Origin of the sequence: Aquimarina sp. AD10, assembly GCF_003443715.1 — a bacterium.
GTDB lineage: Bacteria > Bacteroidota > Bacteroidia > Flavobacteriales > Flavobacteriaceae > Aquimarina > Aquimarina aggregata.
In genome coordinates this window covers 2,189,414-2,213,178 of record NZ_CP031965.1, presented here as the reverse complement: position 1 = coordinate 2,213,178, position 23,765 = coordinate 2,189,414, and the positions used below count along the sequence as shown (strand labels likewise).

9 protein-coding genes are annotated in these 23,765 nt (G+C 34.2%); 1 reads left to right on the top strand and 8 read right to left on the bottom strand.

Annotated elements, in window-relative coordinates:
* Positions 1–228: 228 nt before the first annotated feature.
* The 3 genes from D1816_RS09225 to D1816_RS09215 all read right to left on the bottom strand — a co-directional run bounded on the left by D1816_RS09225 (position 229) and on the right by D1816_RS09215 (position 6,894).
* Positions 229–1,782 carry an RICIN domain-containing protein gene (locus D1816_RS09225; RefSeq protein WP_118502416.1) on the bottom strand — a complete coding sequence of 518 codons (1,554 nt, stop codon included), beginning with the start codon at positions 1,780–1,782 and terminating at the stop codon, positions 229–231.
* A 251-nt stretch (positions 1,783–2,033) separates the two neighbouring features.
* A complete protein-coding gene (locus tag D1816_RS09220; protein ID WP_118502414.1) occupies positions 2,034–3,608 on the bottom strand; it encodes a carbohydrate-binding protein in 1,575 nt (524 codons plus the stop codon).
* Between the two features lie 1,036 nt (positions 3,609–4,644).
* Complete coding sequence (locus D1816_RS09215; RefSeq protein ID WP_118502412.1) at positions 4,645–6,894, bottom strand: glycoside hydrolase family 3 C-terminal domain-containing protein; 2,250 nt, start codon at positions 6,892–6,894, stop codon at positions 4,645–4,647.
* 324 nt (positions 6,895–7,218) lie between these two features.
* Here D1816_RS09215 and D1816_RS09210 point away from each other — a divergent pair, with 324 nt between their 5' ends.
* Complete coding sequence (locus tag D1816_RS09210; RefSeq protein WP_118502410.1) at positions 7,219–11,982, top strand: T9SS type A sorting domain-containing protein; 4,764 nt, start codon at positions 7,219–7,221, stop codon at positions 11,980–11,982.
* Between the two features lie 212 nt (positions 11,983–12,194).
* On the opposite strand, the gene D1816_RS09205 is transcribed toward D1816_RS09210, so the two are convergent.
* The 5 genes from D1816_RS09205 to D1816_RS09185 all read right to left on the bottom strand — a co-directional run bounded on the left by D1816_RS09205 (position 12,195) and on the right by D1816_RS09185 (position 23,727).
* Positions 12,195–15,503: a VCBS repeat-containing protein gene (locus D1816_RS09205; protein ID WP_118502408.1), complete on the bottom strand. Its 3,309-nt coding sequence runs from the start codon at positions 15,501–15,503 to the stop codon at positions 12,195–12,197.
* Positions 15,504–15,590: 87 nt separating this feature from the next.
* Positions 15,591–17,150 carry a hypothetical protein gene (locus D1816_RS09200; RefSeq protein ID WP_118502405.1) on the bottom strand — a complete coding sequence of 520 codons (1,560 nt, stop codon included), beginning with the start codon at positions 17,148–17,150 and terminating at the stop codon, positions 15,591–15,593.
* A gap of 73 nt (positions 17,151–17,223) precedes the next feature.
* Positions 17,224–18,726: a hypothetical protein gene (locus D1816_RS09195; protein WP_118502403.1), complete on the bottom strand. Its 1,503-nt coding sequence runs from the start codon at positions 18,724–18,726 to the stop codon at positions 17,224–17,226.
* Between the two features lie 19 nt (positions 18,727–18,745).
* Complete coding sequence (locus D1816_RS09190; protein WP_118502401.1) at positions 18,746–20,545, bottom strand: RagB/SusD family nutrient uptake outer membrane protein; 1,800 nt, start codon at positions 20,543–20,545, stop codon at positions 18,746–18,748.
* 11 nt (positions 20,546–20,556) lie between these two features.
* Positions 20,557–23,727, bottom strand: a complete 3,171-nt coding sequence (locus D1816_RS09185) for a TonB-dependent receptor (protein ID WP_158597759.1) — start codon at positions 23,725–23,727, stop codon at positions 20,557–20,559.
* Positions 23,728–23,765 lie beyond the last annotated feature (38 nt).

Genomic DNA, 23,765 nt, shown 5'->3' with positions numbered 1-23,765 from the left:
TCTGATTTGAAACTAAACTCTGTAGCTACAGATGTTTGTATTTATAGAACATATGTGTTATACCATATGTTTAAATAAGAGAGTGTAGGTATCAAAAAAGGTTTGATTTATACTAACTTCATAAAAAGCATGCCTAAATATAAAATGCGAAACTTTTGGTAACAAAAAAAGACTGTCTTTTCAGACAGCCTTTTTATTATTATGTTGAAGATTTAGACTAAGTTATGTTTATTCTATAACTAGTTTATGTTGTATTTTAATATCTTCTCCTTGTAGATCTAATAGGTAAATACCTTTAGGTAATCCTTGTAGATCAATTGATTTTTGAGTAGTGTTTTCTATATCTGCTGAATGAACAACCCTGCCGCTCATATCTGTGATTATGGCTGTGGCATTTTTAATATTTTTATTAAAATCGATTGTGAAGATTCCATTGTTAGGATTTGGATACAGAGCTACTTTCAAATCAGCATTCTCTTTAAGCGGTCCTATAAATTGACTACGGGCTGAACTAATAGTAGAGAACTGCCAATGTTGATTTTGATTTCCATTGCTGGAAGACCATAAATAGAGATTTTGACCATTGGCACCACCATTACCACCATCTATAGAAAATCCAGAAGCATTTCTTTTTTCTAGTCTGAATTTCCCATTACCTACATTTACTTTTCTCCAGTGTTGGTTTTGGTTGTTGTTTGAGCAAGTCCAAAGATATACATTTTGACCATTGCTACCGCCATTGCCACCATCAAGGCAGAAGTTGGTATTATTCTTTTGGTATGAATAATATCCGTTTCCTCGATTAATCTCTACCCATTGCTGATTAACATTACCATTACTAGCAGACCATAAATATACATTTTGACCATTTGCTCCACCGACATTACCATCTATACCAAAGTTAGTTGCATTTCCTTTTCTTAGTGCAACAATAGTATTGTTTCCTCCACCAGGATTACCTCCACCGACATTTCCACCAGTAAAGATACGAACCCAGTCAACTTCTAAAGCAGGAAAGTTTTGTCCAGGTCTCGCAGCATTTGCAGCTGTTGGGTTATCAGGTTGTTCTGGATCGGCATTTATTGTATGTGGACTTGTAGAGAAAATTAGCCCCAAAGGATTATTCTCTGCTGCGGCATCGCCTGGTTGGGCAGAAGACATATATTTTACGCCATCATAATAAAAAGACAATTCATTTGGTGTCCATAATATTCCCCAACGGTGCCATTCAAATGGATTTCTGTTTAATACATTGTTAGCACTTGTGGTTGTACTAGAAACTCCATTAATATTTCTTTTTCCTCTATAATGATGGGAAGAAGTAGCTCTGTTATTGAAGAATTTTTGAGAGAATCCACTATACTCCATGACATCAATTTCGGTAGTGGTTTCACCATTTACACGATTTCCCCAAATCCACCATGTTGGCCAAATAGATCCATTGGGATTCCACTGGATACGAACTCTAGCTTCATAGAAACCATATTTAATATTGCCTGGACCAGCAAATTTTTGCTTAGAAGTAATCCAACCTCCTTTAATGACCCCATTATTGGTATACGTGTTTTTTAATTTGAGTGTACCATTATTTACAACAACTTGGTCTCTAGTAAAAACGCCATTTGTTCGAATAAACCATCTGTTTTCATTGAGGCTATTGCCGTTAAACTCATCAGCATATACTACATTCCATCCAGATCCGGGTGGTTGAGCAAATGTTATCATCGGGTATATCATAAGACATAATATACCAATAAGTGTTTTTGTGTTTAATTGTTTCATTTGTTTGTGTTTTAAATATTAAGTTTTCTTAAGAGTTCAGTTTTGATCCAATCGCTTATTATGTTTTGATAAAAAGTCTGTTATAAATTAATGAATCAGCACATTGTTTTGAAACTAAAATATGAGAGTCAAGTATCTTATTAGATTTGAATAAATTTATATCATTTTTCAGGCATAAAACCAGATAAGCATACTTGAACAAACACCTCCTGAATCTGATAATTCCAAGGTGCTTATTAAGTATAACTGCTTTAATCGATGACTAGTTTATCTTGTAAGTTTAAATCTTTGCCTTGCAAATTGAGTATATAAATACCACGTGGCATTCCTTGTATATTTATGGATTGACTAGTTGTATTTTCTATAACTTCTCGATATACGATTCTTCCAGTAATATCAGTTAATACAACAGATACATTACTAGTTTTTTGGTTAAAATCGATATTGAAATTTCCTTTTGATGGATTTGGATAAATTTTTATTTGACTTACTGTTGTTTCTTTTGAAGGGGCAATAAATTCGCTTTTGCCCGAAGCATTTCTGAATACAAATCCATCTATGTTAAATAAATATGGGCCGGCACCTTTGTGAATAAGACGAACTGTTTTTACTCCTGCATTAATAAATATATTTCCTGTTGAAACTTTTTTATAGTCATTCCAATTGTTAGTTTTTGGAACATCTAATTTTCCCAATGTATTTCCGTTAATAGTAAAATCTATAGTACCTCCACTACCACCAGAAGAAGCATACACATCTATAGCATAAGTTCCAGCAGCTGGAACATCAATATAGTGCTCGGACCATGAGTTGTTTCTAATATACCCAAGTGCTTTTTTATTATTTGGGATATTTACTACTCTTACTTCATTAGATAAAGCTTTATAATTTTCGGCTTCAAGTGTTCCTGGAATTTTAACCACAGTTCCATTGCCACCGCCATTATTCCCACCACCATTATTTCCGTCACCAGCGTTACCTCCTTGCCATACTCTTACGGATCTAATTTGAAAAGAAGGAAGGATATCAGATACTTTTGGAGCAAATCTTGGTGGAGTATCTGGATGCGTTACTACATGTGGACTTGAAGAAAAAATTAATTTTAAAGGCACATTTTCTTTTGCTGCATCTTCAGGACGATCAGAAGATCCATAAGGTACTCCATCATAATAAAAGGTAACTCGTGTAGGAGTCCATAGCATTCCCCATTTGTGCCAATTAAATTCGTCTCTTGGTGAATTTTTATCAGTAATAGCAAATTTTTTGGCTCCACCAGGTCCAATAGAAGCTTTGTTTCTGTAGTGGTGAGAACTAGTTGCATTGCCATTAGCTTTAAAATTAGTCCATCTACTATATTCCATGATATCAAATTCGGTAGGGATGTAATTGCTTTGTCCCCCTTCCCATAGCCACCACGTAGGCCATATTTTTCCACCTATCCAATTGAAGTTAATTCCTTGGCGATTTATTCTAATGTCGGCTTCAAAATATCCATATTTAGGAAAAGCTCCACCATTTCCAAATTTTATTTTGGAATCTACCCATCCACCTCTTCTTCCGGCTGTTCCTGAGCTAACAAGATTGTTTTTTATGGTCAAAATGCCATTAGCCACACTTACCATATTAGCTTTAAACTGTCCTTCTCCATCTCCATTACCATTGTTATTCTTTACTCTCCACTTACTAGTGTCTAAAGAATTACCGTTAAAATCATCTTGAAATACCGGGTTTCCCCAGCCATTACCGGGCGGTTGTCCAAATGTTAAAATCGGATATACTATAAAACATAATATACCAATAAGTGTTTTTGTGTTTAAGTATTTCATTTGTTTGTGTTTAAAAGTGTGTTTATGCCCAGTTAAGACATAATGTGTTTATACATCAATTAAAAATATTACTATAGGTTTTAAGAGTTGTTTGATAATATATAGTGGTAAATAATTTTAACGAAAACGTTTTCGTAAAAGACAAAACGACTCCCATTAACACATTAAAATAATGCGAAAACTTCTAAAAATATGTATTAAATTTAATGTAAGCTTCTTCCTGTCGGAAGTGTTTTGTAGATCTACGTATTTATTAAATAATTAAGCTTAGTTTATATTTTTATAGATACAATATAATGAAATAAATTATGTTAAAGGCTTGTAAAATAGAATATTGTACTAGTAAGTATGGATTATTATATTAAATGTAATAAATACATTAATTCGTTGTAAATATTGCAAACATTTTTGCGAATTAAACATTTTTTTTAAGCGTTTTTTACCAAAAAATCACTCAAATTACTAACGTTTTGGAGATTTGATAAACGCCTCCAGTTTTAAACGGCTGACTTTATACTATTATCTTCCTGAGTTTTGATTTTTTAATGAATTTTATTCCTTCTTCTAGTGCTCTATAAGATCAAATGGTATTTGCAAAAATATAAGTTTCTTGACTCATATTCTCATCGTAATTATAGAGGCGCTCTTCTAGTTATAAATTGATCATTTCATATTAACATGATCATTCTTGAATACTTTTCTCGCCACTATTTTATAGCTGATATTCCAGAATAGAATATTTCCTAGCTGTATTTTAGACTATTAAAATAAGAATTACATTTATACTATTAATATTATCGGGTATTACTCTGGATTTTTGGAATATACATATCAACTACAATAATCAAAATAATACTAGGAAGTTTGTTAGGAATACGCTTACTATGATTTTTCTTTACCTGTTTGCTAACGCAAGAAAATAAAAAGAACAGACAATACTACATAGTAATATCAACAAAGATATCTTGCAAGTTTTTATTAAAGTTGATTTTATATATGTTTATCTATATTAATATTAAGTGTGTCTACGACATAATTAAATAGTAATTTCTGTTGAAATTGACGGAGTAGCTCCTAGGTCTTGACTTCGTTGTGATGGTAATGCACCTCCTATATATACTTTATAGTTACCTTTTCTTAAGATCTCTTCACCATTTTCATTAAATTGATTTAGCGAATTCTGGCTGAACTTAAAGACTATTTTTTTTGTTTCTCCAGGTTTTAGTAATTCTCTTTTAAATGATTTTAAGTCATATATCGGGTCTTCTTTCCCTGCTAATGGTGAGCTTATGTATAACTGAATCACCTCTTCAGCTGCAATATTTCCAGTATTAGTTACCTCTGCAGAGATATTAAGATCAGAATCTACAACTATGTTGTTATACTCAAATTTTGTATATGACAATCCAAAGCCAAAAGGATACAAAGGTTCTTTAACCATATATTTATATGTTCTTCCTTTCATATCGTAATTTTCGTAAGGTGGTAATTGAGAAACTGATTTGGGAAATGTAATAGGTAATTTTCCTGAAGGGGCTATGTCTCCAAATAACACATCGGCTACAGCATTTCCTCCTTCTTCACCAGGGTACCATACAAATAGTATTGCATCTGCTAAATCATGAATTTCAGGAATAGCAATTGGACTTCCTCCTGTTAAAACTAAGACTAGAGGATTTTTACTGTCTTTCTTAAGTTTTTTAATATAGTCGATTTGGTTTTGGGGTAATTTCAAAGTTTTTTTATCTCCTTTTTCTGAAGATGCCAGTGCTTCACCTTCTTCGCCTTCTAATAATGAAGAAATTCCCATTACAGCAATACAAACATCTGCTTGCTTGGCTTCTCCAGTAGACCAGTCAATCGGATTAACGTTTTCTCTAAATGGTAAAACACCAGATTTATAATTAATGCTGGTACCAGGACTTACTTTACCTACGATACCATCTAAAATAGTTTGAGTATTACTAGTTACCCCGTAATAGTTACCTAATAAAACTTCTTCATTCGAGGCGTTTGGGCCTACGATATAAGCAGTTCTAATATCCTTTTTAAGAGGTAAAACATTGTTTTTGTTTTTTAATAACACAATAGATTTTTGTGCAACTTCTCTAGCAATTTTTCGATGCTTTTCAGAATCAATTACATCTGCAGTTATAGTATCATATGGGTTATTTCCGGGAAGATCAAAGAGACCTAGTTTAAAACGTGTAAGTAGATTTTCTTTTAGTCTTTGATTTAGTAATTCTTCTGTAATTAGTCCTTGTTCTAAGGTACTTTTTAAATTTGAGTATACATTTCCGCAGTTTATATTTGTACCACTTTTTAGGGCCAATGCGGTTGACTCTTCTGGAGTATTCGTAACCTTATGATATGTATGAAAATCTGCTATTGCCCAACAATCAGAAACTATATAACCATCAAATCCCCAGCTTTTTCTGAGGATATCTTGTAATAAATAAGGACTACCAGAGCATGGCTCTCCTAGAGTTCGATTATAAGCACCCATTACGCCTTCGACATTAGCCTCTTGCACTAAAGCTTTAAAAGCAGGTAAATAAGTTTCAAATAAATCTTTTTTAGAAACTACTGCATCAAATTCATGTCTTAATTCTTCTGGCCCAGAATGAACCGCGTAATGTTTGGCACATGCGGCAGCTTTCATATATTTTGGATCATCTCCTTGTAGGCCTTTTACAAAAGAGACGCCAATTCTACTTGTTAGATATGGATCTTCACCATAGGTTTCTTGTCCACGACCCCATCTAGGATCTCTAAAAATATTCACATTAGGTGACCAAAAAGTTAATCCAGCATATCTACTTCTGTTATTTATTTTTATAGCTTCATTGTATTTTGCCCTAGCCTCGTCAGAAATTGCAGTTCCTACACGTTGTATTAAATCATCGTCAAAAGTTGCTCCAAAGGCTATGGCTTGCGGAAATACAGTAGCTCTACCATTTCTGGCTACGCCGTGTAAAGCTTCGTTCCACCAATTGTATTCTGGTATTCCCAACCTTTCAATAGGAGGGCATATGTCAAGCATTTGAGATGCTTTTTCTTCTAATGTTAATTCTTCAATTAGTGCATCTGCACGTTCGTCATTAGTTAAGGTTGTGTTTTGCCATTTATATTTAGGTGGTGTAGATTGCTTTGGTTGTGTCTTTTTGGGTTGTGCTAAATCTTCATTATCTGTTTTTGTTTGCGTAGTACAACTAGATAAACCTGTAACAATAGTAAGAAGGAATATTAGTATTCTTTTTGAGTAGGTTGATGGATTAAGTTTCATGAATTGTGTCCTATGGTTTTAAATACATTCGAAAATGCAATTATTTCGTGTATTTAATAGTCACAGATGTATGTTTTTGTATAACAAATGCTTTTTTCTCTTTATGAATACTGTTTAATTCTAAGGGAATAATTGAGAATCAGGCATTTTTATAGAGTAAAAAATAACATATTCTTTTTGTTATTTAAAATTGTTTTTTACAAGTATATTTTTGCTGTTTTAACATAATGTTTAAACATTTGTTGTATATAATTGAATATTAGTACTTATGGTTTTTGGGTATTTCCCCTAAATTGTTAAAGAATAATTAAAGTAAATAATCGCATGGAAAAATTTGTTACTCGAATTTGTTTATCGCTTATGTTTTTATTGACAACCAACATAGTATTGGGGCAGAGCATAAGCTTGGATGGAGATCCAAATAGTTTTGTAAGTACTACCAGTATACCTAATTTTGAAATTATGTATGAAGCGGCGGGAGCTGTTGATATTTATATAGAAGTTAAGGCAAATGATGGTGCAGGTATGCCTACAGGGCCCTCTTTAGGAGGAGTTGTTGCATTAAATCAACCAGCAACTACAGGAGTGTCTACAATAGTAAGAACATTAACCTTTGGTACTGCAATACCACCAGGGAATTATTTATTTACTGGCGCTTATTTTGATGCAGGAGGTTTTGTCAATAAGGTAGCCGCACCAGATGTACCTTTTACAGTGACTGCTGCTCCAGTACGAGAACTTATTTTAGATAGCGATACAACTACATTTGTTAGTGCTTCAAGTTTTCCAGATTTTGATATCGCATATCAGTCAGATGTTGCAGTAGACATTTACGTTGAAATTAAGGCTGATGACGGTATGGGAAATCCCACAGGGGCAGCCCTAGGAGGTGTTACCTTAAGGAATCAAGCTGCGACTACGGGCAGTCCAGTTGTAATTAATTCAACTGTTCGTGTTTTTGGAGCAGTTCCAGTACCACCATTACCACCAGGAGATTATTTATTTACTGGCGCTTATTTTGATGCAGGAGGTTTTACAAATCAAATATCAGCTGCTAATATTCCTTTTACAGTAACTCCGCCACCAGTACGAGAACTTATTTTAGATAGTGATACCACAACTTTTGTTAGTGCGACTAGTTTTCCTGATTTTGATGTTTCTTATCAGTCAGATGTTGCAGTAGATATTTTTGTTGAGATAAAAGCAGATGATGGTATGGGTAACCCTACGGGTTCGGCCTTAGGAGGTGTTACGTTATCTAATCAACCTGCTACAACTGGAAGTGTTACAGTAGTTAATACTAGCGTGGGTGTATTTGGTATGGCACCAATACCGCCATTACCACCAGGTAATTATTTCTTTACTGGAGCATCCTTTGGTACGGGAGGAGGTCCTAGAATTGCCGATGCAACTAATGTTCCTTTTATAGTAACTGCCGCTCCGGTAAGTCAACTTGTTTTAGATGGCGATCCTACAAGTTTTGTAACTACGGCAAGTATTCCGAATTTTGAAATTATGTATGAAGCCGATAGGGCTGTTGATATTACGGTAGCCGTTTTTGCTAATGATGGTATGGGGGCACCAACAGGAGCTTCTTTAGGAGGTGTGGTTGTTACAAATCAGCCAGCGACTACTGGTCTTTCAACGATCACATCTACTTTAACTTTTGCATCAGCATTACCACCAGGTGATTATTTGTTTACAGGATCTTTTGTTGATACTGGAAGTACAGCAAATCAAGTAGATGCAGCTAATGTTCCTTTTACGGTAACTGCCGCTCCGGTAAGTCAACTTGTTTTAGATGGCGATCCTGCAAGTTTTGTAACTACAGCAAGTATTCCGAATTTTGATATCATGTATGAAGCCGATAGGGCTGTTGATATTACGGTAGCCGTTTTTGCTAATGATGGTATGGGTTCACCAACAGGAGCTTCTTTAGGAGGTGTTGTTGTTACAAATCAGCCAGCGACTACTGGTCTTTCAACGATCACATCTACTTTAACTTTTGCATCAGCATTACCACCAGGTGATTATTTATTTACAGGATCTTTTGTTGATACTGGGAGTACAGCAAATCAAGTAGATGCAACTAATGTTCCTTTTACGGTAACTGCCGCTCCGGTAAGTCAACTTGTTTTAGATGGCGATCCTACAAGTTTTGTAACTACGGCAAGTATTCCGAATTTTGAAATTATGTATGAAGCCGATAGGGCTGTTGATATTACGGTAGCCGTTTTTGCTAATGATGGTATGGGTGCACCAACAGGAGCTTCTTTAGGAGGAGTTGTTGTTACAAATCAGCCAGCTACCACTGGTCTTTCAACGATCACATCTACTTTAACTTTTGCATCAGCATTACCACCAGGGGATTATTTGTTTACAGGGTCTTTTGTTGATACTGGGAGTACAGCAAATCAAGTAGATGCAACTAATGTCGCTTTTACAGTGACAGCTACTCCCGCACCAGTAGCAAATATTACAATTATTGCATCTGCTGAAGCAATTCCTATAACAACAGTATCAGCATCAGCTACGGGTGACCGAACATTTAATGTTCCTTTTACCTACACATCAGATGAGGCTATAGGTACATTAACTGTAGAGTTAGAATTTGTTGCATTTGGCCCAAGTGGACCTTCTACATTTCCTATTCCAGGTTCTGCTGCTACGTTTACTAATTTACCCGCTGCAACGGATGCTCCTTTAATGGCAACCATAACCTTTCCATCAGATAATCCAATAACAGATGCAGATACAGGTAATATTTGGACTATTAGTGCAACGGGGGGTACAGCTACAGAATCTGATTTATCTGTGGTAGGTGCAGGACCCAATACTGGATATAGAGTTAAGTTTACAACAGATAATGACTTAAATACTATTACAGGAACACCTACTAGCGGTGGAGGTGGTGATTTTCCTTTAAATGCTTCAGGTCCAATATCAAATGTTGAGTTTAGAGATTTAGATATTTTAGAAATTACAGATGTTGCAGCTCCACCTGTAACTGATGTTATTAGAATAGAAAGTATTACTAATGCAGCAACTAATGGAGTTGCAGCTATACCAATAGCATCTGTAACCAGAGGACAAACTTTTCCTGTTGAATTTACTTATACCTCTAGTGTTGATATTGCAGAATTAACTGTAAATCTAGAAGTTGTAGGTTTTAATGGGGCGTTTAGAGAATTCCCTTTACCTGGTACAGAAGCCGTTTTAACAAATTTAGTTGCCGGAGATAATTTAACGGCAACTGCAATGTTAACATTTCCAGCTACTGCAGAAGTTACCGCAGGTAATGGAGATATATGGACATTAGATCCTTCACAAGTAAACGATGATGGAAATCCTAGAGATAACGACCCTATAGCCTTAAGAAATAATGTAGGAAGTACACTTACTAATTATAGAATCCAATTTACAATAGGAGCGGGGCAAACTTTCTCTAACCCTAATAATGCTGGTGGTATACGACTAGATACTTTTATTTCTACAGTTAATGATGCTCCTTCTGGAGGAAATCAAATTATTCTTGATGGAGATCCAAATAGTTTTGAAAGTACAACAAGTATTCCAAATTTTGATATTTCTTATGAAGCGGCAGGAGCGGTTGATATTTATGTTGAAGTAAAAGCTAACGATGGTACTGGTATGCCAACAGGAGCCTCTTTAGGAGGAGTCGTTGTTTTAAACCAACCAGCTACTACCGGTTTATCAACGATAACCTCAACACTAACTTTTGCTACAGCATTGCCTCCTGGTGATTACTTATTTACAGGTGCGTATTTTGATGCAGGAGGGTTTGCGAATAAAGTATCTGCAGCAGATGTACCGTTTACAGTAACTGCAGCAACTTCGGGACAAATAGTCTTGGATGGAGATCCGAGTACTTTTATAAGTACAACAAGTATTTCTGATTTCGAAATTTCTTATGAAGCAGCAGGAGCAGTTGATATTTATGTAGAGGTAAAAGCAGATGATGGTTCAGGTATACCAACAGGAGCTTCTTTAGGAGGAGTTGTTGTTTTAAACCAACCAGCTACTACTGGTTTATCAACGATAACTTCAACACTAACTTTTGCGACAGCATTACCTCCTGGGAATTATTTTTTCACAGGAGCGTATTTTGATGCAGGAGGGTTTGCTAATAAGGTATCTGCTACTGATGTGCCATTTACAGTAACGGCAGGGCCAGTGAATCAACTTGTACTAGATAGTAGTCCTACTAGTTTTGTAAGTACTGCAAGTATCCCAAATTTTGATATTTCTTATGAAGCAGAAGGAGCAGTTGATATTTATATAGAAGTAAAAGCAGATGATGGGACAGGAATGCCAACAGGAGCTTCTTTAGGAGGAGTTGTTGTATTAAACCAACCAGCTACTACTGGTTTATCAACGATAACATCAACATTAAGTTTTGCAACTCCGTTACCTCCAGGAAATTATTTATTTACAGGAGCTTATTTTGATGCAGGAGGTTTTGAGAACAGAATTGATGCAATGGATGTGTCATTTACTGTATCAGCTGCCCCAGCTAGTAGAATAAGTTTAGAAGGAAATCGTACAAGTTTTACAAGTACTACAAGTATTTCTAATTTTAGACTTGCTTATCAATCTCCAAGAGCTGTAGATATTTATGTAGAAGTAAGAGCTAATGATGGTACGGGAATGCCAACGGGTGATGCATTAGGAGGTGTGACATTACTTAACCAAGCTGCAACTGGATTATCAGCTATTAGTTTAACATTAAGTTTTGCGGATCCATTGCTACCAGGGGATTATCTATTTATAGCAAATTACTTTGATGCAGGAACTTTTGATAATAGGGTTGATGCAGTAAGTGTACCATTTACTGTGATAAGAACAGGAATAATTTCTGACGACCCTGCTTTATTTAGCCCTAACCCTGCAAAAGATATTATTAGAATTAATAATGAAATGGAAGTTGCTACATACCAAGTTGTTTCTACCTCTGGTATACTTATTATGGAAGGTAGAGCAGAAGAAACCATTGATATTTCTGATCTGGCAACAGGAATATACTTTTTGGTTACGGATAAAGGAACAGCCAAATTTGTAAAAATATAAGTAGTAATATTTATAGTTTATTAATCATGTTAAAAGGCATTCATCTTAAGATGAATGCCTTTTTGCTTTAGAAATAGCATTAATATTTGTCGTAAAGAATACCTTTTTTGTGGTTTAATTGACTAATTGTATTTGATTTTACAACTTTCTTTTGAGTAAAAATTGTTCTTTTACTTCAGGTAGTCAATTTTAGGAAAATGAAGTCTTTATATCTAGTTATTGATCATAAGTAATTTTAGAGGACTATTGTTTGTTGCTACAAGAATTCCCGCTTTATCCTTTGATAGTTTTACCTTTTTGATTTCTTTTACATTATCAGGTATAAAAAGCCCGCTTTCTAAATAATTCATAGGTATAAAATCGCCTGATTTAGAGCCCAAAAGAACTAAACCAATCGAAGCATCTGATCGCGTAGTTTCGATTTCAACTTCAAAACGATTTCCACCAATAATAATATCTTTAATACCATCATTATTTAAATCATCAATGACAATTCCATTAATTACCGAAAATTGAGCTTCTATAGGTAATGCTTTAAGGGTAAATTTGCCGCCTTCATTAATTAATAAGGTGCTAGCAAACGTTTCTACTTGATATTTTAATGCGGATTTCTGATCTTTTCCAATAATATCGAATAGCTCTGCATTGGCAAACTCATTGTAAGATTCAAATTTCTTTGCTAAATGGGGTAGTTGTTCTGTAGAGCATTGTTTCCCCCGGATAGGTACTAACTTATTATCAATTTTCTTTGCCAAAAAGACATCTTGAGTCCCATTTTGATCATAATCATTGGCGTATACATAAAATGGCTTTTCTGGAGTAGCCTTAAATTTATAATTTAAACCTAGATTACCTACAACAAAATCAATGTCTCCATCATTATCAATATCATCTGCTTGAATGCGATTCCACCAGCCGTGCGTTTTTGAAAGCCCCGAGGAATCAGTAATATCAGTATATTGACCATTTAACCATTTAAAAACATGAATTTTCATCCATTCTCCAACAATTAGTAATTCATTATTTTTGTCTTGATCTATATTACTGCTAACGGCAGAAGTGACCATTCCTAAGTTTTTAAAATCAGGAGCAATTGTATTGGTAACATCTATATATTTTCCATCTTTATTTTCTAATATAAAACTAGAAGGGGGTGAAGGATATTTTCTTGGTACATGTCTGCTTCCGATAAAGAGATCCATATCACCATCATTGTCAAAATCTAAAGGAACAACACAAGAACCACTTGTTTTTATTTCTGGTAGTGAAGATGATTTGCTAAAGTTTCCTTTTCCGTCGTTTATATATAGTCGATCCTTATAGAATTGATCCTGGGCTTTAAATTCGTTTCCGCCACTTACAACATATAGATCGAGATCATTATCATTATCTGCATCAAAAAAATGTGCAAATACATCTTCATAAGCTCTGTCGTTCACAAATACTTTTTGCGTGTTCTTAGTGAATGAAGAGTTGATATTTTGTATTAGAACTTGAGGAGATTGATCTTTACTACCTCCTAAATAAAAGTCATCTAATCCATCATTATTAATATCAGCAACGGCTAATGCGGGCCCCTGAGTAGATAATTTATGAGGTAATAAAATTTGATCTTTATAATCATCATACTCATTTTCTAAATGTATAATTGGTGTTGTGAATGCTATATCACTTTTGTTAGTTAACAATTGTGATTTATCTTCTTTTTCCTTTTTAATATTTGCAATAGAGTTTTTATAATTTATTTCTAAAAGTTGATTTGCAGTTATATTTTTTACAATATTCTGTTTACCATCATTCCAAACAATAGATAATGAATCTACCTGTTTAATATTACCAAGTCCAAAATGAAGTACTGGTTCTACTGAAGATAAATACCCTCTTACTGTTTTAAAGTCTTGATATTGTATGCTGTCATTATGAAAAAGTGTGATTTTTGCACCTATACCTGTTGTGTTTTTCTCTGGTCCATTTAGTTTTATTTTAATATAATTGTTACCAGATTTTTCTGAGTTGTTTTTATAAATAAAGGCCCTTTCATCTATATTATTGGTGATTAAATCAAGATCTCCATCATTATCCAAATCACCAAATACTACTCCATTAGAAAAACTTAATTCTGTTAATCCCCATTTTGTAGCTTGATTTGTAAATGATAAATTTCCTTTGTTTTCGAACATATAGTTTTGAAGTTTAACGGACGGATATAAATCAGCTATTTCTTTGATAATTTGGTTAGGACTTTTATTTTGATTTATAGGTTTTGAAGTATACTTTTCTCTAGCGATACCAGCATCTCTATCCCATAAATCTCTTTTGTATCCATTTGAAACAAAAATATCTTTGTCTCCATCATTATCGAAATCAGCTCCTAGACATGCCCAACTCCAATCTGTACTATTCACTTTTGCAAGTTGGCTTATATCACTGAAAAATCCATTACCATTATTTAAATTTAAAACATTGTGCATGTATTGATTGTAAAAACCTTTATTTAGAATAGAATTATACAATTCGACATTCATAGGAGCCATTGTGGTTTTTGATCGAACATAATCTTCGGGATACATATCTAAGGAAAAAAGGTCTTCAAATCCATCATTATTGATGTCTACGGCATCTACACCCATTGTATAATATGATACATGATTAGAAAAGTTACGAACTTCTTCGTTAAATATACCTTTGCCAGTATTTTTAAAATAATAATCATTTTCAAAGAAATCATTACCTACGTATATATCTATATTCCCATCCTTATCTAGATCACTTGTTGCTAATCCTAAACCATAACCAAAAGTGTTTGTAATTCCATTCTTGAAGCTGATATCTATAAATTTACCACCCTTGTTTTCATACAATTTATCTCTATAATCATCTAGAAACTGTTGTTTTCCTTTTAGAACGGTTTCATGAGTAAGGAAAAAATCCTTTGGCCTATTTGTAATATATAAATCTAAGTCATTATCATTATCCATATCAAAAAAAGATGCCATAACCGAGAAACCAGAATCTGCTATTCCAAATGATTCTGCGGCTTCTTTAAATTTAGAATTACCTTGATTGATATAAAGTAAGTTTTTTCGATCTTTTTTTGATTCATTCCATCCACCAGCTGTGATATAAATATCTAACAGATTGTCTCCATTTACATCTGCCATAACTACTCCATTATGCCAAGCTTTTTTTGATTTTATTCCAGATGAACTGGTGATATCTTCAAAAGAAAAGTTCCCTTTGTTCAAATATAATTTATCTTCAACTTGATTTCCTACAAAGTATAAATCGGGTAAGCCATCGTTATTAATATCACCAACTGCAACACCTGCACCATTATATGCATAATTATAAACTCCAAAAAAATTGGCGTAATCTTCGGTAATCGTATTGTTAAAGTTTACATGTGTTTTTTCTTCTGGAAGAAGGGAGAAAAGAGTAGTGGCTGGAGATGAATTTTCTTCAACCTTTTTTGATTTAGAACAACTAGTAAAAAGCAAAATAATAAGGAAATATCTAAGCATAATTTTTTTTAAAAAAAAGGGCTGTTAATGAACAGCCCTTAAATTACTATAAAATATTATAATTTATAATTTTGTAAATGATATAATTTATTCTTCTTTTAAGAATATCTCAATATTATCAATTGTAACTTCACTTACACCTACAACACCACCAACATTAATTAAAGGATAAGCGAGTCCACCCGCACTTAAAGTTCCTGCATTTGGTGTGATTTCAGTTGTTAATTCAACAAATTCACCTTCGACAAAACCAGTAGTAATTGAGCTATTTACAATACCTCCAAAATTGAAAGGAAAACTGGTCATAGAGAATTTAAATTCTCCAGGTACAGCACCTGTATATTTTATTGAAACTCTTACAATATACGTGGCTTCTTCTAAAGTTTTGATTTCTTGTACAACTCTACCCATAGGGTCTCCGTTTAAACCATCTCCAAAAACAGTTCTATTGTTACCGGCACCAGCACCAGCTGCAAAAGAAAACACAAGTCCAGAAGAACCATCAACACCAGAACCAGGTGTAATAGCTGCTGTTATATTGTTTCCTCCATCTGCTGATAGAAACCCACCAGTACTATAAAATCTTTCTCCACCAGCAACAGGACCATCTATCCCCTCAAATACGCCATTGGCAAATAAATTTGGTCCACCAAATGTTCTTATTGTTGTTTGACTAACAGAAGGAGCTGGAGCAGCATCTGCAGAACGTAAATTAACGGCATTGTATGCAATAGTTGCCGTTTGAGAGTTTTTAATGTTTGTACTTGGTATTACCAAAAGATTTGAAGGGTTACTAGGATCAAGCATTATAGATTGAATCATTGCTGGAGCACCATCAACTAGTAAAGTAAAGTTTGAAATAGCGTCCAAAGTTGCAGGATCTAAATCTCTAGAGTATGCTATAATAATTTGACCACTATCATTTTCTTCTATTTTAGGTTCAACAGTTACAGGTTGAGATGATGGAATCACTCTTACTGGTATAGCTGCTATTGATGAAGAAAAAGGTGCATCATCAAATGCTCTTAAACCCACAATATAATTTCCTAATGCTTTAAAAGGAAATGTTAGGTCTATTGTGGTTATTAGATCTTCTTCTTTACCTGTAGTAGTATTGATAACTCTCCACTCTGCATTATCTCTCTCACTACTATTATTAGTAAAAGTAACATCTGTACCAGCTTCTACTTCAAAAGCTCCGTTCACAAGTGTAAGATCAGTACTAATACTTGCTGTAATTTGTTCAAGAGCATTAAATGTAAATGTTTCTGTAGCTACTTCTGTAGGGACAGGGTTTTCGAATACAGGTGCTAACACTACATCTACTGGACCAGCACGTTTAAATGTTACACTGAAATTTTCAAGATCTGTAGTTGTATCATTATCACTTCCTATAATATCAACTGCGCCTTCTGGGAATGTCCATGTTCGGCCATTAGCAAGAATTGATAAATCTGTAAATTCAACAACACTTGTAGTTATACGCACATCTATTGGTTGTCCTGTTCGACCTGTATCAAAACTAGTAATACCGAAAGCTCTACCGGCGGTAGTGTTTTCTGGTTCTTCATAGTCGTTTGTCGTACATGCCAAGACGAATATCGTACTTAAACATATGAATAGTATTTTTTTTAATAGTTTTTTCATATTCCTAACTCATGTTTTTTTAACTGAAAATAAAATAAAGGCCGTAAATACTACGGCCTTTATAATTTTTATTTTATTCTTCTACACTTTCGACTACAAAGTTGTCGAAAAGAATCTGCGTATCTGCAGAAGTATTTGCAATTATTTGTAAGAAGAAAGATACTGTCATATCTTCTGAAACTACAGTTCCTGCTCCTCCAGATCCAACTAAAGGAACTGTTCTTGTATGCCATTCACCATCTGCAATAAGACCACAACAAGTACCGTGAAAAGTTCTGAAGTCATCGTTGAATGCTCCTGCAGGGTACATCCTTGTATTCCATTCACCGCCAGTCCAAGTTGTTGGTAAAAGATAATCGAATTTAAGCGTTATTCTACTACCGGCTTTCAGTTCGACTGCACCACCAATTGCAACTTGAGCATTTGTATCAGTATTAACTGTAATCCCCATTGCATTATTACTATTATTACCGGGAGAAACAAGCTCTCTAACAACACCATCGGTATTATTACCAAATGGAGTACCCCATTGTATCGGACCTTCTTCAAAAGTTGGATCTAATACAAATAGATTTGGAGTAAACGCATTAATTGCAGTTTCTGGTAAAGATTCTGCAGTAGCTGCATCTGTAGATGTTAAACTGGTAACTGTATATGCTAATGTAGCTGTTTGCGTATTTTTGATATTTACTTCTGGAGTAATAATAATATTAGATAAATTATCCGGATCTATAGCTACAGAAGTAATCGTAGCAGGTGCACCATCTACTGTTAGTGTAAAACTCGAAATTGGATCTAGAGTTGTAACATCTAAATCTCTAGAGTATTTAAGTATAATTTGACCTGCTTCATTTTCATCTATATCGGTATCAGGGACAAGAGGTTGAGATGAAGGAATCACTCTAACTTGAACGGCAGAAATTGATGAAGAAAAAGGCGCATCATCAAAAGCTCTTAATCCTACAATGTATTCTCCAAGAGCTTTAAATTGAAATACTAAATCAGTAGTTGTTATAAGGTCTTCTTCTTTACCAGTGGTCGTATTTATTACTCTCCATTCGGCACTTTCTGTTTCAGTACTGGTATTGGTAAAAGTAACTTCTGTACCGGCTTCTACTTGAAATGCATTATTTACAATAGGAAGATCTACACTGAAACTAGCAGCAATTTGATCTAGAGCATTAAATGTAAACGTTTCTGTTGCTACTTCGTCTGGTACAGGACCGTCAAATACAGGTTCTAAAAGTACATCTACAGGGCCTGTTCTTCTAAATGTTACACTAAAAACTTCAAGATCTGTGGTTGTATCATTGTCACTTCCAAGAATATCTACAGCACCCTCAGGAAATGTCCAGGTTCTGCCACTTGCTAAAATTGATAAATCTCTAAATTCTACTTCACTTGTACCGACACGAACGTCAATAGTTTCTCCTCTGCGACCTCTATCAAAACTGTTGATCCCAAAAGCTCTACCAGCAGTAGTATTTTCTGGTTCCTCATAATCATTTGTAGTACATGCTAAAATTAACACCATACTCAAACAAATAAAAAGAGTCTTTTTAAATATATTTTTCATAATTAATTATTTAAAAATGTTAATTATTTATATTTGGATTCTGCAAGATTTCTTGAGCAGGAATAGGGAAGAAATAATCATCTTCTGTAAAATTCACTTTTCGATCTCTAAAATCTTGTAAAGAATTATCGACAAACTCTTCTAATAACTCAAAGTTTTGAACGTCTAAAGTTGTTGTTGTATAGCGAATTTCTCCTAATTCTCTAATACGATTAGCGCCTCCATCTGGTCTTCTTCTTAAATCATGCCATAAAATACCTCTACCTTCCCAAGCAAACTCTGCTGGTCTTTCTTTATTAAATAGGTGAATAATAATATTATCGGCGGTTAAATCTTGACGTTCGATCATAAGAGATGGATGAACATCAGGAACTAGTGCTAATATTTCTGCATCTGTTAAATCAGGAAAAGTATTTCTGAGTATTGGTGGTGTACCAACACCTTCAAATAAAGCTTCTAAGGTAATTAATCCAGATCGTTGTCTAACTTGGTTTATATAGGTTAATGCTTCAGTAATACCTGCATCTCCTTGTTCACGTAACACAGCTTCTGCATACATTAAATAAACATCTGCTAAACGAATTATACGTTCATTAATCCCGGAATTTCTAGGTTCTCTATTTTCAAAGTAATGTGTATTCTTTTTTATATGTGCTCTAGATACAACTCTAATAAAGCCTTCTCTAGTTGAAGTCCCATAAAATAACGAACCATCACCTTCATAGGCTATTGATGCTTCACTTCTTGTAGAGAATTTTCTTGCTTCTTCACTTGGGTTACTTTCATCATCATATACAGTAACAGGCGCTTGATTAATTGGTAAATTAGGATCAATAACTTCATTACGATAAAGTGAAGAAATGAAATGCGTAGCAAATACAGCACCAAAACCACCGTTACCTCTTACCCAAGATGTACCTCTTAAAGTAGATTCATTAGGCTGCGAACCTTCACCATCACCAAAATTTCCGTTATTTTCTAGGTTTGCAAAAAATTGAACTTCAAATATAGATTCAGAATTAAATTCTCCTGCTTCAGTAAAGTTATCTTCTATATTGGCAGTAAGAGAGTATTCATTAGAGTTGATTACTTTTAAAAACTCTTCTCTCGCTCTGCTGAAATTTTCTTCATATAGATAAACTTTTCCTAAAATAGCAGTTGCAGCTCCCCAAGTGGCTCGACCTTCTTGACCTTCGCCTGTCCAGTTTAATCGATCTCTTAAATTGTTTTGAGCTAATTGTAAATCAGAAAATATTTGTTCAAATACTTGTGCTTTTGGAGAAATAGATAATCTACTTTCTTCAAGACTAGCGGCAGGAATTAATGGTAACGGAACATCACCTTGATTAAAAGTAGTTCCTAACCAAAACATTGCTAGTCCACGTAAGAAATAAGCTTCACCTAATATTTCTCTTTTTGCGGTTTCATCCATTTCGATACCAGGAACATTTTTAATTACTTGATTAGCTCTAAATACGACTCTGTATAAATCTTCCCACATATCAAAAAATCTAGGATTGGCAGAGTTGATTATAGCATTATCAATTTCAAGTGTTTCGGCACTGAAACCTATATTTCCTGTTCTACTAGCCTCTGATAATAAAGCGAAGTTTGTTACCGAAGTTCCTCCAAGAACACCTGTAAACTGAAGTGAACTATACACAGAAAATATTCCCGATTCTGCATCTCTTTGGTTTTGCCAGAAGTTTTCTGCATTCAAAGAGTTTCTATTTTCGACGTTAAGGAATTCGTCTTGACTACACCCCGTTATAACTGCAACGATACTTATTAGGGATAATATTATAACTATTTTTTTCATCTTTTTATTTTTTAAAATCCAACTTCTAGACCAATTCTACCAGACGCAGTTATCGGTGTTAATCCTCTATCTAAACCTCTTGAGAATAATCCATCACCTCCAACTTCAGGATCAAATCCAGTATAGTTGGTTATAGTAAGTAAATTTGATGCTCCTAAGTATATTCTAAATTTAGCAATTCCATGCTTTTTTAAGATGTCTTGAGGAAGACTATATCCTAATTGAATGTTTCTAAGTCTTATATAATCTCCATCTTCTAAAAAGATGTCAGTAATAGGAGAGTAGTTCGTAGTTTCACCACCTCTTCTATTGATCGGAATATCTGATGTTGTATTGGTAGGTGTAAACGCAAATAATAAATCTCTATGATTTTGAGAATCATACGCTAACGCCTTAGGTCCGTTTAGTATTTTACTACCATAAGATCCAAACCAACTCATATTAAAATCCCAATTTTTATAATCTAAATTTATATTTAGTCCTACTTCAAAATCAGGAGTGTTATTACCTTTAAAAACTCTATCGTTGTCAAAATCAATAGTTCCATCTCCATTAGCATCAACAAGTCTAACATCTCCAATTTGAGCACCATCGGTAAGACCACCAAGCAATAAATATTCATCTAACTCTTCTTGAGTACGTATTATCCCGTCCGTATTTAATAAGAAAAAAGCTCCCGCTTGAAACCCTTCTCTTGCAAAATTCACAGGTAATGTAGAAATTCTATTGCTACCAGGCGTAAGTCTATCTCCTACAATTTGAGAAGTACTACCAGCTAGTCTTGTTACTTCATTAATATTCATGGTATACGTACCATTGATACCCCATTTAAGTGCACGAGAATTATTTTTATATCCAGCAGTAATCTCTAACCCTTCGTTAGTAAGGGCACCAATATTACTGGCAATACGAGCACCATTGTTTCCGTCTGGATCGGCTCCAGAAGAAGCAGGAATAACTAAATCAAATAGTAGATCATCTTTTTCTACTTTGTAATATTCTCCAACAATGGTTACAGAATTATTGAAAAGATTAAGATCTATACCTAAGTTTTGAGAGATACTAGTCTCCCACTGTAGGTTTTCATTAAAAATTCTAGTTTGATTTAAACCATTAACAATTCCTCCGTCGTTACCAATTGGTACATTTAGATTATTATTAATTAGAGGAAGTGTTCTAAAGTCACCAATGTTTTGATTACCAACTTCACCGTAACTAGCTCTTAACTTTAAATCACTAATAAAAGATAGGGCAGAAGCATTTTTGAAAAACTCTTCATTACTAATATTCCATGCAAATGATGCACCATAAAATACACCTACTCGATTTCCTTCTGCGAATTTACTTGAGCTATCTGATCTTACATTCGCTCTTAATAAATATCTACCATCATAGTTGTACCCTAAAGTCCCTATCGCTCCTAAAAGAGCCGAATCTGTATCTTGACCTTGTACATTAATGTTTTCTCTATCAATGGCTTGATCAATAGTTGGTAGGTCATTTGATCTAAATCCTCTTACACTTGTTCTAGTAGTTGCCCATAACCTGTTTTCTAAAGTATATCCAACCAGAGCAGATAATTTATGTTTACCAAATGTTTTATTATAATCTAAAATACCTTCTACAGAAGTTTGTTGAAATGTTGTAGTTGATTCTTGAAGTTTTGCTATTGCAGCATCTTCTCTACCAACTAATATTTCTCCTGTTTCATCATCAACAAATCGAAAAGAACGTTGGAAAAATATTCCTCTTGTTTGTGTTCTATTACCACTAAGGTTAAGTCTAGCACTCAACCCATCAGCTAGTTCGTATCTAAATTGTAAAGTACCACCAGCAGAATTACTCTCGTTAGTACTAACTTCTTGTAATTTTTGAAGAATGTTTCCAAGAACATTGAATTGATCTGCATTACCTCCTAATTCGTTTCCGGCACCTAATCGATCAGGACCTTGTTCTGTAGCAGAAGCAGTTACTGCATCATAAAGGATAGCCCAAGGTTCTCTATTGGCATCAGATCGACTTAAATTCATACTAGAGAATAAAGAAAATTTCCCTGTCTTAAAATTACTATTAAGTCTTAAATTAGTTCTTTTAAAATCTGAATTTATTAATACACCATCTTGATCTAGATGATCCAATACTAAACTAAAGTTTGCCGTATCACTACCTCCAGAAAGTTTAAAATTATAATTTGTAGTAACGGCATTATTATTAAGGATAATATCTTGCCAATCTGTATTGTTATTTAAAGCATCTGGATTTCTATTTAAAATACCACTACTTTCAAATGACAATCCTGAATTCTCAATAAATTGTATGTCTGTTGCAATAGCTTCGCTTCCTGTAAGTGTTGGTACACTAGATGTAATTCTATTTACAGAAGTATATGTAGAAAAGTTAAATTTTAAACTTCCCGGTTTCGCTCTTTTAGTAGTTATGATAATAACTCCACCAGAAGCTCTAGATCCATAAATAGCCGCTGTTGCTGCATCCTTAAGAACCTCGATAGATTCGATTTCGTTTGGACTTAAGTTTGGATTATCCGAAAAAGGAACACCATCTATAATATATAATGGTCCTAATGCGTTATTTGCAGGGTTGATTTCTCCAGCAAGTGGATCTAATCCTTGAGTTCCTGAACTGGCCAATGAGTTAGCACCACGAATTTGGATGTTAACCCTAGCACCAGGAGCACCACTTTGCGCCTGTACATTAACTCCGGCTAATTGACCTTGAAGTGCTTCAGCAAAGTTTCCAACGGCTTGTCGTTCTAATACTTCACTTTTAACCTGACTTATCGATCCAGATATTTCTCTTTTGGTCTGAGTTTGATATCCGACAACAATAACTTCATCTAGTTCAGAAACATTACTAGTTAATGAAATGTTTATTTTAGATTCTGACCCTACAGTGACTTCTTTTGCTTCGAATCCAATAGACGTAAATACTAATATGTCGCCAACATTAGCCTTTACTTCATAAAGTCCATCAAAATCCGTGACCGTTCCATTACTCGTACCTTTGACTAATACATTTACTCCTAACAGGGGAATGCCGTCTCCATCGGAAACTGCTCCACTTATTGTTATTGATTGTGCATGAATTGCGCCAAAACCCATTATAAATAAAATCAATGCATAATAGCTTTTGTTCTTGCAATTAGCAAGTAAATTAAATTTCATATTGTATGATTTTTGTTGTTTGAATTTAGGTTTTCCCA

Coding starts and splice junctions, on each gene's coding strand:
- D1816_RS09225 (WP_118502416.1), bottom strand. CDS start 1,782: ATGAAACAATTAAACACAAAAACACTTATTGGTATATTATGTCTTATG.
- D1816_RS09220 (WP_118502414.1), bottom strand. CDS start 3,608: ATGAAATACTTAAACACAAAAACACTTATTGGTATATTATGTTTTATA.
- D1816_RS09215 (WP_118502412.1), bottom strand. CDS start 6,894: ATGAAACTTAATCCATCAACCTACTCAAAAAGAATACTAATATTCCTT.
- D1816_RS09210 (WP_118502410.1), top strand. CDS start 7,219: ATGGAAAAATTTGTTACTCGAATTTGTTTATCGCTTATGTTTTTATTG.
- D1816_RS09205 (WP_118502408.1), bottom strand. CDS start 15,503: ATGCTTAGATATTTCCTTATTATTTTGCTTTTTACTAGTTGTTCTAAA.
- D1816_RS09200 (WP_118502405.1), bottom strand. CDS start 17,150: ATGAAAAAACTATTAAAAAAAATACTATTCATATGTTTAAGTACGATA.
- D1816_RS09195 (WP_118502403.1), bottom strand. CDS start 18,726: ATGAAAAATATATTTAAAAAGACTCTTTTTATTTGTTTGAGTATGGTG.
- D1816_RS09190 (WP_118502401.1), bottom strand. CDS start 20,545: ATGAAAAAAATAGTTATAATATTATCCCTAATAAGTATCGTTGCAGTT.
- D1816_RS09185 (WP_158597759.1), bottom strand. CDS start 23,727: ATGAAATTTAATTTACTTGCTAATTGCAAGAACAAAAGCTATTATGCA.